Here is a 15,887-nt window from a genome sequence, read left to right as displayed (position 1 = left end):
ATGTTAACGGAATACTATTTTGCAGTCAGGTATGGAGATATCATTATTCTTCTCTATCATGAAGATATGATGTCTGTATGGGAATTATTATTTAAGAACAGCCAGAAGGAAAAGGCATTGAAAAGATTTTTAGAATACTGCTACATGATAGATGTAAAAGTAGCATTCGAAGGTTTGAAAGGAGAAAAAACCAAAGGGTTAAAGGCAACTCTTAAATTTGCGAAAGAACATGATATGTGTATGACTGAAGCACAGATTCAAGGTGCCAATAACATGTAAATTTCCAGCCCGAGATGCTTTTAGGGCTATTCCAGGCTGGAAATTAAGGCAGCTGCTAAACAAAAGGCTTTCAGACTACAGGCGAACATATGTTGCTGCAAAACTGTGGAGATTAATTTAAATTTGCATTTTGGTTCGGGGTCATTAGAATACTTTTAATACCAGAAATACAGGATCTTTTATAGTTAGTGATATACTATGATAATAGATGAATATTATTGATTGGAGGAGATTCTATGAAGTCAAAGAAAGTAAAGAAAATATTGTTGATTGCTTTAACGTGTGTAGCAATTTCTGCATCTGTCTCAGCAGAAGCTGCTATGAAATCACAGATAACCATTGAAAGTAAAAATAAGTATGAACAGTTGAAAATTTCAGAGAGCCGTGTGTATGGAGAATACCCAACTGGAGATTATAAGAAGATAATGCTTCTTCCTTCGGTTTCTAAAGTAGAAAAATTTTGTTTTGAAGATAATTTGAATATAGAAGAAGTAGAGTGGATGGCTTCAGTAGATACTGTTCCAGTTTTTGCCTTTAGCACATGTCCAAAGCTTAAAAGGGTAATACTTTCTGATAATGTGAAAAAAATTGGACAAAGTGCATTTATATACTGCGGTGAACTGACGAGTGTTAAACTTCCCCAAAATCTTCAAAGTATAGATTTTTTTGCATTTGCTGACTGTCGAAAACTGAAAACGTTATATATACCTGAAACAGTTACTGAGATAGGTGCTGAGGCGTTCATAAATTGTGATTCTCTAACAGTTCATGGAAAGAAAAATTCATATGCATACTATTACTGTAAGATGAATGGTATTCCTTTTGTAAGTGAGGGAACTGCTTCAAAACCAGAAACAAATCGTCCGTATATAAAATCTGTTGATTCAGATATAGTAAACAAACAAATCTATGTTACAATTGATTTGAGCGGAAAAGTAAAGAATGCAGATGGATATCAATATCAAATATATGATGGTACTAAGGTATTAGCTAATAAAAATTCTGCAAACACAACCTGTATATTAAAAAAAGTGCCGACTATGGGATTTGCCAGAGTCCGTTCTTATACTGTTCAAAATGGTAAAAAAAGTTATAGCAGGTGGTCTAATGAAATGCGTATGCCTCCTGTTAAACTAAATAAAGATAATATAAAATTAATAAAAATTACCGGGAAAAAGAAAACAGTAACCGCACAGTTTGGAAATTTAAAATACAGTGATGGGTTTGATTGCGTACTTAAGAATGCAGATTCAGGAGAAAATATTGTATTAAAAAATCAAAAGAAAAATACAGTTACTTTTAAAAATATAAAACCGGGAGTTTACTATTTGAAAGCGCATGCATATACGTTGTTGAATGGTATTAAACAGTTTGGCGTATGGTCAGATAATAAAAAAGTTGTTGTTAAATAGAAAATTGGAATTATAAAAAGCAGGCGAAAAACTGCCTGCTTTTTATAATGGAAATTTATGCTGTTATTGATGTAGCGAAATCAAGCTGTAATAAATTCAAGCGTATTATACTGAAAGAAGCCGTCAGTGGATGCTAAACCACTGGTGTGGGTAGCATCTTTGACATTGACATTGCACACAGCGATTAATTTATTATTTTGATCCAGAGCCACTGATTCCAGTTCAAAACTGTTATATTTGCGGCCCTGAGCATCTTTAGCAGGAATATCTGTAACAAATCCGAAATCCGGATATAAAAGTTTGCTATCATCAAGTTTTTTCAGATTATAATGAAGCAAGGTGTTTTTTGTTGTGATTTTAGTCGTTACTCCACTTACAGTATGTGGATTACTGGTTCCGACAAAAAGCCCTAATTTATTGTGATAGAAAATATCCTGGGATGTAGGCTGACCGGCGTTTACCAGTGTACAAAGATAAGTGGCTTTTACATTTTTTTCATTTTCAAATGTACATTTATAGAGCTTTAATGTTCCGTCAACAACGGACAATAATAAAGCTGTATTTGCCTCATAAAAATAATTAATTGCTTTAAGAGCAAATGATTTATCGTTATCGTTGGGAGTTACTGTATATGTTATTTCCTCATCCTCTTTGTTACTGCTGATAGCAACCACTTTGTTATTTCCTGCGACAACAAAGAATTTTCCGTTAAAACAGCTCATACCGTTGGCATGACCTAATAAACCGTCAGTGAATGTTTTAAAGTGAGATACACCTGCGCTTGTATTCATATAATTTTTACAGTAGCCAAGAACAGCGACTTTATCTTGACTTTGTTTTATAAAATATGGAGTATTGTTTCCGTTAAAGGATACACATCCCAGATTAGTTGTTTCATAGTTGGGATCTACTTTGGTAGGTACACGGGCTCCTGCTTTAAAACCGCATGCAAAAGTATAGGTTTTACCGGAGTAGGTAATGCCTTCCAGCACAGAGAATTTATCTTCTGCGGTTCCATCAGATGTTATAACATTGGATGCAAGCACAAGGTGATTGGCTTTCATACAGATTGATTCAAGGTTGTACTGCTTATATTCACCTGTTTTATTTACATTGATGACCGAACATGGAGTGTATTTTTTACCTTTATCATCAGTAAGATGATAATCAACTACCAGAATACGGTTCTGAAGTGTTGAAAAAGTGTTATTTGTCAGGATAAATAATCCAAATGAAGTGTGATAGTAAATATCCTGAAGCCGTGTGGTATAACCAAAACCTGAGTTAGTAACTGTGAATGTACTTGCTGCTTCAGCAGCCTTCCAGTCTACAACACTGAAAGCTAATGTCCCAGCATTGCTCTTGTCAGCGTAATGCATAATGATAAATTTCTCGTTAGTTCCGTCAGCTGCAGTGATACCTAATGCGCCTTTTGGACAAATTTCATTGATACTGTACGTACCGAGCTGATTGCCTTTGGTATCCAGTTTTACGATGGTTGTAGAACCGCCGTAACCTTTATGGTCTTCTGCAAGCATATACAGATAATTTCCAATTTTGGTAAGTCCCAGAGCGAACCAGTTCAGATCTTTTTTTACGGCAGTTGCTTTTGTTGCCATGTAGTCAGTCGTTTTGAGTAATGTAGTTTTAAGACCGGTTGTCTTTACGCAATACATATCTGACCCCACAATGGCAATTCCCGCTACATTTGTTGCACTTTTATCGGGAATCAGTGCACCGTCTACGGGGGTAGCTGAAATAGTTAAAGTTGTTCCGTTAAATGTTCCTGGCATAATTTTTGCCTCCTTTAAATTTTTTGAATTTGCAAATTCACTATATAAAGATGCTGCTTTTTGTGATTTGTAAACCATAAGTGTGTATATGAGCATGATTTTTTTCTTTCATGCGGAAATCAGGTAAGAATAAAAATAAAGATTCGAGGTCAGATGATGTATGTTTAGTCCCACTTTTATATTTTCGTCATCAGCTTAATGTAAAATAATAACGGGTAAAGAAGATATAAGATGTTCTGGTACACGAAATAAGAAGAAAGGAGATATGCCACATGGTTAAAATGATGAACCGCCTGAGATGATCAGGCGGTTTTGAAGTATCTGGATTTTTTATGAATATTTTATTTTTAATTACAGGTATAATGTGTTACAATAAATATAACCATTAAGACTACCAGGCAGGTCAGAATTTGACCTGCCTGTAAATAAATACGGAAATAAATCGGGGTCAAAAGAATCGTTAATAATTGTAACAAAATAAAATTACCGGTGTAGCAAAAATAAAATTACAGGGGAAATGCGGATGAGTGAGATGACAGATGCATATGTAAAACTGGATAAGGTTTCCAAGATATATGGAACCAAAGAAGTAAAGATCGTTGCAGTGGATGAGATCAGCTTTGAGATTGCCAAGGGAGAGTTTGTAGTGATCGTTGGTCCCAGCGGTGCGGGCAAGACGACAGTGCTGAACATTCTTGGGGGTATGGATCAGGCTACCAGCGGAGAAGTTCTGGTGGATGGAAGGAATATTGCCAGATATAACAGCAGGCAGCTTACCGGTTATCGGAGAAATGATATTGGATTTGTATTCCAGTTCTATAATCTGGTGCCTAATCTTACAGCGCTGGAGAACGTAGAACTGGCATTGCAGATCTGTAAAAATCCGCTGGATGCCAGGGAGGTTCTGGAGGAAGTGGGACTGAAGGACAGACTGACCAATTTCCCGGCACAGCTTTCCGGTGGTGAGCAGCAGAGAGTTTCCATTGCCAGGGCACTGGCGAAGAATCCCAAGCTCTTACTGTGTGATGAGCCCACAGGTGCACTGGACTACCAGACTGGTAAGGCAATCTTAAAGCTTTTGCAGGATATGTGCAGGGAGCGTGGAATGACAGTGATCGTCATTACCCATAACTCGGCGCTGACACCTATGGCAGACCGTGTGATCAAGATCAAGAACGGAAAGGTTTCCAGGATGACGATGAATGACCATCCTACACCCATAGAGGAGATTGAATGGTAGGTGATGAATATGAAAGCAATGCATAAAGATTTCTGGATGGAGATACGAAAAAGTAAGGCCAGGTTTATTTCCATATTTATGATCGTTGCTTTGGGAGTTGCATTCTTTTCCGGAATACAGGCGTCGTCACCGGATATGCGCTTCTCAGGTGATGCCTATTATGATGAAACCAATCTTATGGATATCAAAGTAATGGGAACTCTGGGACTGACGGAGGATGATGTAGCTGCCATTAAGCAGGTGGACGGAGTTGAGAATGCAGAGGGCGCCTATGGTACAGATGTAATGTGTGGAGAAGGCGAGAAGCAGAAGGTACTTCATGTGGAAGCTGTGGATCAAACCATGAACCGGATCTCAGTGACAGAGGGAAAAGCTCCGGAAAAAAGCGGAGAGATTTTCCTTGACTGTATTTTTGCTGAGAGCAATGGATATAAGGTGGGTGATCAGATTACCCTGAAAGAGGGCGGAGACAGCGAACTGCTGAAAAAGACAGATTACACAGTTGTGGGTTTAGGTGAGAGTCCGCTTTACATATCCTATAACCGGGGAAACTCTACTCTTGGTTCCGGTGAGGTTAATGGATTTGCCTATGTGCTCCCTGAGGATTTTGACCAGGAGGTTTATACACAGATCTATGTGCAGGCTCATGGGGCACAGGATCTGATCAGCTATACAGATGCTTATGATTCCCTGATAGAGCGAGTGCAGGAGCGAGTGGAGGGGATTGAGGCAGAACGGTGTCAGGTCAGATATGATGAGATTGTAGAGGAAGCCAATGACAAGCTTGCAGATGCCAGACAGGAACTTGAAGACGGAAAGAAGGAAGCTAATGAGAAGCTTGCGGATGCCAGACAGGAACTGGAGGACGGCAAAAAGAAGTTAAAAGACGGCAAGAAGGAATATAAGGATGGCAAGAAAAAGCTTGCAGACGCAAAAAAGGAACTGGAGGACGGAAAAGCCCGGCTTGCAGATGCAAAGAAGGAATTAGAGGATGGCAGATCCCAGCTTGCCAGTGCGAAAGAGCAGCTTGCCAGTGGCAGAGCACAGATCGCATCTGCAAAGGAACAGCTGAATGCCGGATGGGCGGAGGTTTCAGAGAACCAGGCAAAGCTTGATGATGGAAAAGCACAGCTTGAGGATGGCAAGAATCAGTTAAGCGCTGGTGAGAAGCAGATTGCGGATGCAAAGACGCAGCTTACCCAGAGCCAGCAGGAACTTGACAATGGAAAGGCGCAGATCCAGTCAGGCAGAGAGCAGATTGCAGCAACCAGACAGGACTTAAATGCCAAAAAGGAAAGCTGCAATCAGGGACTTGCCCAGATTGAGCAGCAGGAGGCCCAGCTTTCCGAAGGAGAGGCTCAGTTAGAGAATGCCAGAAGTCAGCTTGCAGCATTACAGGCACAGTATGAGGAAGCAGCAGCTTCGGGAGTATATTCAGAGGAAGACCTGGCGGCTCTGGCAGCACAGGTTTCCGCTTATCAGGAGCAGGTGGACAGTCAGGCGGCCCAGCTGGAAGCATCCAGAAACCAGATCGCAGCAGCAAGAAGTGAACTGGAGAGTGGTTTAAGCCAGGTGGAGAGCGGACTGGCCCAGCTTGATGCAAAGGAAGCAGAACTGAACCAGCAGGAGGCCGCATTTCCCGATGCCCAGGCAAAGATTGATGCAGGATGGAAAGAGGTGAAGGCTCAGGAGAAGAAGCTGGAACCAGCCAGAAAAGAGATTCAGGAAAAAGAAGCCCAGCTTGAGTCAGCACAGGAACAGATCGATGCTGCAAAAGCAAAACTAAATTCCAGCCAGGCTCAGTTAGAGGAGAAGGAGGCAGAACTTGCTTCGGGAGAAGCACAGATCCGGGAGAATGAAGGGAAGCTTGCTTCCGGCGAGAAAGAGATTGCCGACAATGAACAGAAGCTGAGGGATGGAGAGAAGGAAATCTCAGAGAACGAACAGAAGCTGAAGGATTCCAGAAAGGACATCAAGAAAGCTGAGAAGGATCTGGAAGAAGGTAAAAAAGAATACGAAGACGGCAAGAGGGATGCAGAGAAAGAAATTGCAGACGGTGAGAAGAAGATTCAGGATGCTCAGGATGAGATCGATGATATCAGTATGCCGGAATGGATGGTAACGGACCGCAATGATCTGCCGGAATATTCAGATTATGGGGATAATGCAGACAGAATGAGAAGTATCGGACAGGTTTTCCCTGTTATCTTTTTCCTGGTGGCTGCACTGGTAAGTCTGACTACCATGACACGAATGGTGGAAGAACAGAGAACCCAGATCGGTACAATGAAGGCTCTGGGATACGGCAAGTATGCGATTGCATCCAAATATCTGCTGTATGCCTTTCTTGCCACTGTGGGAGGCAGTATTCTGGGAATTCTGATCGGAGAGAAGATCCTGCCTTTGGTTATTATTAACGGGTATGGCATTATGTACAAGGGCATGATGAACAATATCCAGATCCGTTATGAGTTTAAATTTGCAATGATAGCAGCAGGTGCGGCAACTGTGTGTACCGTCGGAGCCACCATTTTCTCCTGTTACAGGGCACTGGCGGAAACTCCGGCATCACTGATGCGTCCTCCTGCTCCCAAAGAGGGTAAGAGAATCCTGCTGGAACGGATCCCGCTTTTCTGGAAGCACTTGAATTTTACATGGAAATCTACTCTGAGAAACCTTTTCCGATATAAAAAACGTTTCTTTATGACGATTTTCGGTATTTCGGGAAGTATGGCGCTGATGCTGGTAGGTTTTGGACTCAGGGATTCCATTATGGATATTGCCAGACGGCAGTATCAGGAGCTTCAGCATTATACAGGAACGATCATTGATGATGAGGATGCAACGGATAAGGAGAGACAGGAGCTGGATGAATTTTTGAAGAATGACAGCCAGATCGAGAGATATACCCATGTGCAGTTTACCAAGATGAGTGTTCCCAGAAATAAATCCAATATCAGCGTATATGTGTATGTGCCTGAGAATCTTGAGACCTTTAATAAGGATGTAACTCTTCAGGACAGAAAGACAAAAGAGAAATATAAGCTGACGGAAGCAGGTACAGTGATCAGTGAGAAGACGGCAACTCTGACAGGACTGAAAGTCGGGGATACCATGACCATCACAAAGGATGGAAAAAATTATGAGACAAAGATCGCAGCAGTGACAGAGAATTACATGGGACATTATATTTATATGACAGGAAATGTCTATGAACAGACCTTCGGGGAGAAGCCGAACTATTCTGCAACTGTGTTCACAGTAAAAGAGGAGTACAAAGAATCAGAATCTGAGGTGGGAAATGAGAATCCTGAAGTATCCGGCTGCGTTAAGCATCAGCTATACCAGCAGTCTGGAGGCTCAGCTTCACAGAATGCTTGGAGCATTGGATACGGTGATCATAGTGCTGATCATTTCTGCGGGAATGCTTGCTTTCGTGGTTCTGTATAATCTGAACAATGTCAATATTACGGAGCGTCAGAGAGAACTGGCAACCCTGAAGGTGCTGGGATTCTATGATACTGAGGTTTCGGCCTATGTATACAGGGAGAATGTTATCCTTACCCTCATCGGCGTGCTGGCAGGGGCTGTATTCGGAATCTTTTTGCACAGATATATTATCCGTACTGTGGAAGTGGATGCGGTCATGTTCGGAAGAAATATTAATCCTGTCAGTTTCCTGTACTGTGGACTGCTGACAATTGGATTCTCCATGATCGTAAATCTGTTTATGCATCAGAAATTAAAGAAGATTGACATGGTAGAATCCCTGAAAAGTGTGGAATAAACGATCTGTCGCTTTATTGCGGAAAAGAAGAAATTGTTTTTCTGTGGTTTTTAAATATGTAGTCAAACGGATAGAATGGATAAGAGGAAGAAAGGGGAATATTATCATGGGAACAGCAAATCAGATAGAGCAGGAATTAATGAACTATATATCCGATCATAAAATCAGGAACACGCATTCACATCATCTGCCAGAACAGGCGATGGTGGATTTTGATCTGGATAAGCTGATAAATAATACGTATTTACAATGGCAGCAGGTAACTCCGGGGACAACAGCAGAAAGCAGGAATGCATATCTGGAAAAAACACGATATAAATCTTATTTTGTCTGGCTTCAAAAGGCAATCGGGGAGTTGTATGGAATATCGGAGCCGATCACAGCTCAGAACTGGGATCAGATTTCAGATCAGATCAGAAAAGCGCATCAAAATCCCGACTTTTACATGGATGTACTGAAAAATAAGTGTAAGTATCAAAAAGTAATCGTAGATACCTACTGGAATCCGGGCTCTGACAATGGAAGACCGGAACTGTTTACGCCTGCTTTTCGACTGGATCTGTTCTTTTTGGGCTATAAAAAAGGACTTCGCAATCATGACGGTGTATCACTGGAAGAGAACTTCGGTGAGCTGCCGGACAATTTACAGGATTATGTGGAGTGGGTCAGAAAGTGGATCATACAAAAAAAGAGTGAGGGCTGTGTGGCCTTAAAAATAGCGATGGCCTATGAGCGTAGTCTTCATTTTGAAAAAGTGACGCGGGAGCAGGCTGAAAGGGTATTCCGTTTAAAAGAGTCGGATATAACCCAGGAAGATATCAGATGTTTTCAGGACTATTTGTTCTGGAAAATATGTGAAATTGCGGCGGAAGTGTCACTTCCATTGCAGTGCCATACAGGAATGGGACAAGTCATAGATACGAATATATTGCAGTTGAACAATGTGATAAAAAATAATCCGGAAACAAAATTCGTACTGCTGCATTGCGGCTTTCCATGGGTAGATGATCTCTTTTCCATAGTAGACGGATATCCGAATCTGTATCCGGATCTGACCTGGCTTCCAATCTTATCCTACACTGCATCAAAACGTGTAATGCATCAGCTGATCGAGATGTCCCAGATTGATAAAATCTGCTGGGGATGTGATACATGGACAGTAGAGGAAAGTTATGGCTCCCTTCTTGCATTCCGTTTTTCACTGTGTAGTGTTCTGAGAGAAAAAATAGAGGACGGATATCTTTCCGTAAATAATGCAAAGGATATTATTGATAAAATTTTGTTCGACAATGCGGGAAAAATATACGTATGACATCAGATAAATTTGTGAAATCCGGAGAAACATTCTTGACAAGAAAGCCTTTTTTCATTATAGTAGAATCCAGAAAAAGGCTGTGAAAAAGAGGAGTAGGCGGTAATGTCCCACAGAGAGGGAAGCTTATAAGCTGGAAGGTTTCCCGGAAACAGAAGCGCTGAAGGTAGCTTTGGAGCCGGGAGGCTGAAGTGAGTGGTATGATAATACTGAGATTCATATACGCGCATGGTAGGCTTTCACGTATCCCGCGTTAAGGGAATGAGAGACAAACTAAGGTGGTACCGCGATTTATATCGCCCTTTGCACGTATAATGCGTGTAAAGGGCGTTTTTTAATCGAATAAGCTTATAGAGCTGTGGGCTGCTTTACAGCGGAGTGATCCGCAGATACTTTTATTACAGAGATAGAATATCAGGAGGACATTATGAGCAAAGAACTTGCAAAAACTTACGATCCTAAGGGAATCGAAGAGCGTCTTTACACAAAATGGATGGACAATGGATATTTCCATGCAAAAGTAAATCCGGACAAGAAACCGTTTACTATTGTTATGCCGCCGCCAAACGTAACTGGCCAGCTTCATATGGGACATGCGCTGGATGAAACTATGCAGGATATCCTGATCCGTTTCAAGAGAATGCAGGGCTATGAAGCATTATGGCAGCCGGGAACTGACCATGCAGCTATCGCTACAGAGGTTAAGGTTATCGACAAGCTGAAAAAAGAAGGCATCGACAAACACGATATCGGCCGTGAGGAATTCTTAAAACATGCGTGGGCATGGAAAGAGGAGTACGGCGGAAAGATCATCAATCAGTTAAAGAAACTGGGTGCTTCCGCAGACTGGGAGAGAGAACGTTTCACAATGGATGAGGGATGTTCCAAGGCAGTACAGGAAGTATTTATCAAATTATATGAAAAAGGCTATATCTACAAAGGTTCCAGAATCATCAACTGGTGTCCTGTATGCCAGACTTCCATCTCTGATGCAGAGGTTGAGCATGAGGATCAGGACGGATTTTTCTGGCACATTAATTACCCGATCGTAGGGGAAGAGGGACGTTTCGTAGAGATTGCAACTACACGTCCGGAAACCCTGCTGGGTGATACTGCTGTTGCCGTAAATCCGGAAGATGAGCGCTACAAGGATCTCATCGGCAAGATGCTGAAGCTTCCTCTCACAGACAGAGAGATTCCGGTGATCGCCGATGAATATGTAGACAAAGAATTCGGAACAGGATGTGTAAAGATCACACCTGCCCATGACCCTAATGACTTTGAGGTTGGACGCCGTCACAATCTGGAAGAGATCAACATTATGAATGACGATGCGACCATCAACGAGCTTGGTGGAAAATACGCTGGTATGGACCGTTACGAAGCACGTAAGGCAATGGTAGCAGATCTGGAAGAACTTGGACTTCTGGTAAAAGTAGTTCCTCACAACCACAGCGTTGGAACTCATGACCGCTGCGGCACAACGGTAGAGCCTATGATCAAGCCACAGTGGTTTGTAAAGATGGACGAGATGGCAAAGGCTGCAATCAAAGCTTTGGATGACGGAGATCTGAAATTCGTTCCGTCCCGTTTTGACAAGACGTATCTTCACTGGCTTGAGAATATCCGCGACTGGTGTATTTCCAGACAGTTATGGTGGGGACACAGAATTCCGGCTTATTACTGTGATGAGTGCGGTGAAGTAGTAGTTGCAAGAGAAATGCCTGAGAAATGCCCGAAATGCGGATGTACACATCTTCATCAGGATGAGGATACACTGGATACCTGGTTCAGTTCTGCATTATGGCCATTCTCCACGCTTGGCTGGCCGGAGAAAACACCGGAACTGGAATATTTCTATCCGACAGATGTACTTGTTACAGGATATGACATTATCTTCTTCTGGGTTATCCGTATGGTATTCTCTGCTCTGGAGCAGACTGATCAGGTTCCGTTCCATCATGTACTGATCCATGGTCTGGTACGTGACTCCCAGGGACGTAAGATGAGTAAGTCTCTTGGAAACGGTATCGATCCTCTGGAAGTTATTGATAAATACGGCGCAGATGCTCTTCGTCTTACTCTGATGACAGGTAATGCACCTGGAAATGATATGCGTTTCTACTGGGAAAAGGTAGAAGCAAGCCGTAACTTCGCAAACAAGATCTGGAATGCTTCCCGTTTCATCATGATGAACCTGGAAGGCAAGACAGTGACAGAACCGGAGAACTTAAATGATCTCTGTGCAGAGGATAAATGGATTCTGTCTCACTTAAATACAGTGATCCGCGAAGCTACAGAGAACATGGAAAAATATGAACTTGGTATTGCAGTACAGAAGGTTTATGACTTCCTGTGGGATGAACTCTGCGACTGGTATATTGAGATGGCTAAAGTTCGTCTGTGGAAGGCAGAGGAAGATCCGAAGGCAGCAAATGATGCACTCTGGACATTAAGAACAGCGCTGACAGAAGGCCTGAAGCTTCTTCATCCGTATATGCCGTTTATCACAGAGGAAATCTACTGCACACTTCTTCCTGAAGAAGAGTCTATTATGATCTCCGAATGGCCTGTATACAGAGAAGAGAGAAACTTCCCGGATGCTGAGAAAGCAATCGAGGGCTTCAAAGAGGTTGTAAGAGGTATCCGTAATACCAGAACAGAGATGAATGTTCCGAATAACCGCAAGACAAGCCTGCATATTGTGGCAAAGGATGCTGAAACAGCAGCAATGTATGAGAACAGCAAGAAATCCTTTGTAAATCTTGCATTTGCAAAAGAGATTCTGGTACAGACAGACAAGAACGGAATCAGTGAAGATGCAGTTTCAGTAGTTGTTTCCAATGCGGTTGTATATATGCCGTTGGAAGACCTGATTGACAAAGATAAAGAGATTGAACGTCTTACAAAAGAAACAGAACGTCTCACAAAAGAGATTGCAAGATGTGAAGGTATGCTGAATAATCCGAACTTCGTAAACAAGGCACCTGCTGCCAAGGTGGATGCGGAGAAAGACAAACTTGCGAAATATAAAGAAATGATGGATAAGGTTAAAGGACAGTTAGAGCAGCTTAAGAAATAAGGGAGTGTTTAGATGAAATTGTATAAGATTTGTAACAAAATCTCCCTTTTACTCCATGTACTTGCCAGCGCAGCGGGATATTTTGTTATGGAGGCAATCTGCCGTCACTCGTTTATAGAAGCCTGGAATTATATGACACAGAGACCTCTGGTTTTTGCATATAATGCGGCATTCATTTTTACCTCGTCACTAATTGTTTATCTGTTTCACAGGAGAGTATTCTGGAGAGTACTGGTTACGTTGTTCTGGCTGATACTGGCCATTATTAACGGTGTTCTCCTGCTCAACCGTGTTACACCGTTTACAGGACCGGATCTGCATCTGATCACAGATGCAATGAAGATTGCCAACAAATATCTGCCTGTTGCAGGCGTTGTGGCAGTCTGCATCCTGTTTGGGATTCTTGTTATTTTACTGCTGATGCTGCTTATTAAAGGACCGAAGTATCAGAAAAAGATTAAATATCGCTACAATATTCCTCTGATCCTGCTGGCTGTTGCTCTTTTTGCAGGAAGTACACAGCTTGCACTGGAGAAGAGGGTACTTTCCAATTACTTTGGAAATATTGCTTTTGCATATGAGGATTATGGATATCCTTACTGTCTGGCAACTACGATTTTTAATACGGGAATCAGCTGTCCGAGAGATTATTCTGAGAAAGAAATCAAAAGAATTGAGAAGACGGAAAAGAATCTTCCGGAAACGCAGGAAGAAAAGCGGCCGAATATTCTGTTTTTGCAGTTAGAATCATTCTTTGATCCTACGCTGGTTAATTACCTGGATATTTCAGAAGACCCGATTCCGACCTTCCGTAAGCTGATGAAGGAATATTCTTCAGGATATTATAAGGTTCCGTCTGTCGGTGCAGGTACTGCCAATACGGAATTTGAATCCATTACAGGAATGAGTATGCATTATTTTGGACCTGGGGAATATCCTTATAAGAGTATTCTGAGAGAGACTACCTGTGAGAGTGCACCTTATGTACTGAAGAATCTGGGCTATACCACCCATGCGGTTCATAATAATGAGGCAAACTTCTATGGAAGAAGATCTATTTTCCCGAATCTCGGATTTGATACTTTTACTTCTGAAGAGTACATGGCAAGAGAGAACGAGAAGAATCCAAATGGCTGGGTAAAGGATGAGGTTCTGACAGATGAAATCCTGAAATGTTTGGATTCTACTGAGGGGCCGGATTATGTATATACTATTTCCGTACAGGGACATGGCGCATATCCGGATGAGCAGATTCTGGAGGATCCTGAGATCACAGTTTCCGGTGCGCCGACTGAGGAAGAGAATAATAAATGGGAATATTACGTAAATGAGATCCATGAGATGGATAATTTTGTAAAAGAGCTGACAGATAAGCTGGCAGATTATCCTGAGGATGTGGTCCTTGTTATGTACGGTGACCACCTTCCGACTATGGGACTGACTGTGGAGGACCTGAAGAACAAGTATCTGTTCCAGACAGAGTATGTGATGTGGGATAACTTCGGACTTAAGAAAAAGAATGAAAATCTTGCAGCATACCAGATGGCGGCAGAGGTTATGGATCGTGTGGGAATCCATGAGGGAACTGTTTTCCGCTATCATCAGGCAAGAAGAAATACCAGAAATTATCAGGTGGATCTGGAAACCCTGCAGTATGACCTCCTTTATGGAAAGAGATATTCCTACGGGGAAAGCGGCGAAAGTCCTTATCTGCGTACCAGAATGCGTATGGGAATCTATGATGTGACTCTGGATTCCATTCAATGTATCTCTGAGGCAGATCATACATATTACATTAAGGGAACGGAATTTACGCCGTCCAGTGAAATCAAGCTGAACGGAGAATGGTATGATACGGTCTATATCAATCCGACTACGTTGATGATCACAGGTACGGAGCTGAATGATTTCGACAGGCTTGCGGTGATCCAGCGAAGCAACAGTTCGACGCGAAAACCGCTGAGCAAGAGCTATGACCGGTCCTGCTATGCACTTTATTCAAATAATAAATGGAAATTAACAGAAAGTGCCGGTATGAATGAGAATTAATCCATAATTTTGTCGGATAAAATATTACGATTGGTACTGGACATACTTCCACCACTATTATATAATGTTAGAGTAACTAAATACATTATAGATAAGTGGTGGAATTTTTTTATGAATTACGAAGAAGCAGTTGCTTATATTGATGAAACTCCGAAATTTACAAAGAAGAACAGTCTGGATCACACAAAGGAATGTCTGAGAAGACTTGGTAATCCTCAGGATAAGTTTAAGGTGATCCATGTGGCAGGAACTAATGGAAAGGGAAGTACATGTGCGTTTCTGACCTCTGTTCTGAGAGAGGCAGGATATTCCTGCGGATTATTTACTTCTCCTCATCTGGTGGAGATCAATGAACGCTTCCAGATCAATGAGGTGAATATTGATAATGATACTTTCCTGAAGGCCTTTGAGAAAGTAAAGGTACTTGCGGATGAACTGGTTGCAGAAGGCAGCTATCATCCGACTTATTTTGAGATGCTTTTTCTTATGGGAATGGTGATCTTTGCAGAGGCAGGGGTGGATTATGTGACTCTGGAGACAGGTCTGGGCGGAAGGCTGGATGCGACTACTGCTGTTGAGAATCCTGTTGCCTGTGTGATCACATCGATCAGTCTGGATCATATGCAGTATCTGGGAGATACGGTTGCGAAGATCGCAGGAGAGAAAGCAGGGATCATTGTACCCGGTGTGCCGGTAATTTATGACGGAAACGACCCGGATGCAGCAGAAGTGATCCGTGCCAGAGCAGAAGAACTGGGAAGCCCTGCTTATGAAGTGAAGAGATCAGATACAGAAGTGCTCAGAAATACTTCGGCGGGAATTGATTTTGCATTTCGGAATGAGTATTATAAGGATATGGTTTTCTCCATTCCGTTTATTGCAAAGTATCAGGTGATGAACAGTGCACTTGCATTAAAGACGATTGAGGTTCTG

10 protein-coding genes and 1 other annotated feature are annotated in these 15,887 nt (G+C 42.0%); of the genes, 9 read left to right on the top strand and 1 reads right to left on the bottom strand.

The genetic code is table 11. The features are described from left to right. Entirely contained in the window at positions 1-279 is a 279-nt protein-coding gene (locus AC075L_RS18630; RefSeq protein WP_022381278.1) for a hypothetical protein, read from the top strand. Between the two features lie 236 nt (positions 280-515). Beyond that, entirely contained in the window at positions 516-1,691 is a 1,176-nt protein-coding gene (locus AC075L_RS18625; RefSeq protein ID WP_022381279.1) for a leucine-rich repeat domain-containing protein, read from the top strand. Between the two features lie 80 nt (positions 1,692-1,771). Here the strand turns inward: AC075L_RS18625 and AC075L_RS18620 are convergent, their stop codons facing one another. Next, positions 1,772-3,484 carry a hypothetical protein gene (locus AC075L_RS18620; RefSeq protein ID WP_022381280.1) on the bottom strand — a complete coding sequence of 571 codons (1,713 nt, stop codon included), beginning with the start codon at positions 3,482-3,484 and terminating at the stop codon, positions 1,772-1,774. A gap of 523 nt (positions 3,485-4,007) precedes the next feature. Here AC075L_RS18620 and AC075L_RS18615 point away from each other — a divergent pair. The 7 genes from AC075L_RS18615 to AC075L_RS18585 form a co-directional block, all read left to right on the top strand. Continuing rightward, positions 4,008-4,724: an ABC transporter ATP-binding protein gene (locus AC075L_RS18615; RefSeq protein WP_022381281.1), complete on the top strand. Its 717-nt coding sequence runs from the start codon at positions 4,008-4,010 to the stop codon at positions 4,722-4,724. A 3-nt stretch (positions 4,725-4,727) separates the two neighbouring features. Beyond that, a complete protein-coding gene (locus AC075L_RS18610) occupies positions 4,728-8,174 on the top strand; it encodes an FtsX-like permease family protein (protein ID WP_476388016.1) in 3,447 nt (1,148 codons plus the stop codon). Then, a complete protein-coding gene (locus AC075L_RS18605; protein WP_476388010.1) occupies positions 8,098-8,511 on the top strand; it encodes an ABC transporter permease in 414 nt (137 codons plus the stop codon). Before AC075L_RS18610 ends, AC075L_RS18605 begins: the two co-directional genes overlap by 77 nt. 106 nt (positions 8,512-8,617) lie before the next feature. Beyond that, entirely contained in the window at positions 8,618-9,823 is a 1,206-nt protein-coding gene (locus AC075L_RS18600) for an amidohydrolase family protein (RefSeq protein ID WP_055060203.1), read from the top strand. A 73-nt stretch (positions 9,824-9,896) separates the two neighbouring features. Then, positions 9,897-10,130: a binding site (T-box leader), on the top strand. 120 nt (positions 10,131-10,250) lie between these two features. Then, complete coding sequence (locus AC075L_RS18595; RefSeq protein ID WP_025579947.1) at positions 10,251-12,905, top strand: valine--tRNA ligase; 2,655 nt, start codon at positions 10,251-10,253, stop codon at positions 12,903-12,905. 12 nt (positions 12,906-12,917) lie between these two features. Then, a complete protein-coding gene (locus tag AC075L_RS18590) occupies positions 12,918-14,954 on the top strand; it encodes an LTA synthase family protein (RefSeq protein WP_118593099.1) in 2,037 nt (678 codons plus the stop codon). 111 nt (positions 14,955-15,065) lie between these two features. Next, positions 15,066-15,887 (top strand): bifunctional folylpolyglutamate synthase/dihydrofolate synthase (locus AC075L_RS18585; protein ID WP_476388009.1); only part of this gene is annotated, 822 nt, incomplete at its 3' end.

Source organism: Blautia sp. ZXY-1-B12, assembly GCF_056339915.1.
The sequence above is the reverse complement of the archived record's forward strand: the minus strand, read 5'-3'. Positions and strand labels throughout refer to the sequence as shown.

Bases quoted from the DNA above. Each gene is read 5' to 3' on its own strand.
- AC075L_RS18600 (WP_055060203.1), top strand. From the start codon at position 8,618: ATGGGAACAGCAAATCAGATAGAGCAGGAATTAATGAACTATATATCC.
- AC075L_RS18630 (WP_022381278.1), top strand. From the start codon at position 1: ATGTTAACGGAATACTATTTTGCAGTCAGGTATGGAGATATCATTATT.
- AC075L_RS18610 (WP_476388016.1), top strand. From the start codon at position 4,728: ATGAATATGAAAGCAATGCATAAAGATTTCTGGATGGAGATACGAAAA.
- AC075L_RS18590 (WP_118593099.1), top strand. From the start codon at position 12,918: ATGAAATTGTATAAGATTTGTAACAAAATCTCCCTTTTACTCCATGTA.
- AC075L_RS18605 (WP_476388010.1), top strand. From the start codon at position 8,098: ATGCTTGGAGCATTGGATACGGTGATCATAGTGCTGATCATTTCTGCG.
- AC075L_RS18595 (WP_025579947.1), top strand. From the start codon at position 10,251: ATGAGCAAAGAACTTGCAAAAACTTACGATCCTAAGGGAATCGAAGAG.
- AC075L_RS18620 (WP_022381280.1), bottom strand. From the start codon at position 3,484: ATGCCAGGAACATTTAACGGAACAACTTTAACTATTTCAGCTACCCCC.
- AC075L_RS18615 (WP_022381281.1), top strand. From the start codon at position 4,008: ATGAGTGAGATGACAGATGCATATGTAAAACTGGATAAGGTTTCCAAG.
- AC075L_RS18625 (WP_022381279.1), top strand. From the start codon at position 516: ATGAAGTCAAAGAAAGTAAAGAAAATATTGTTGATTGCTTTAACGTGT.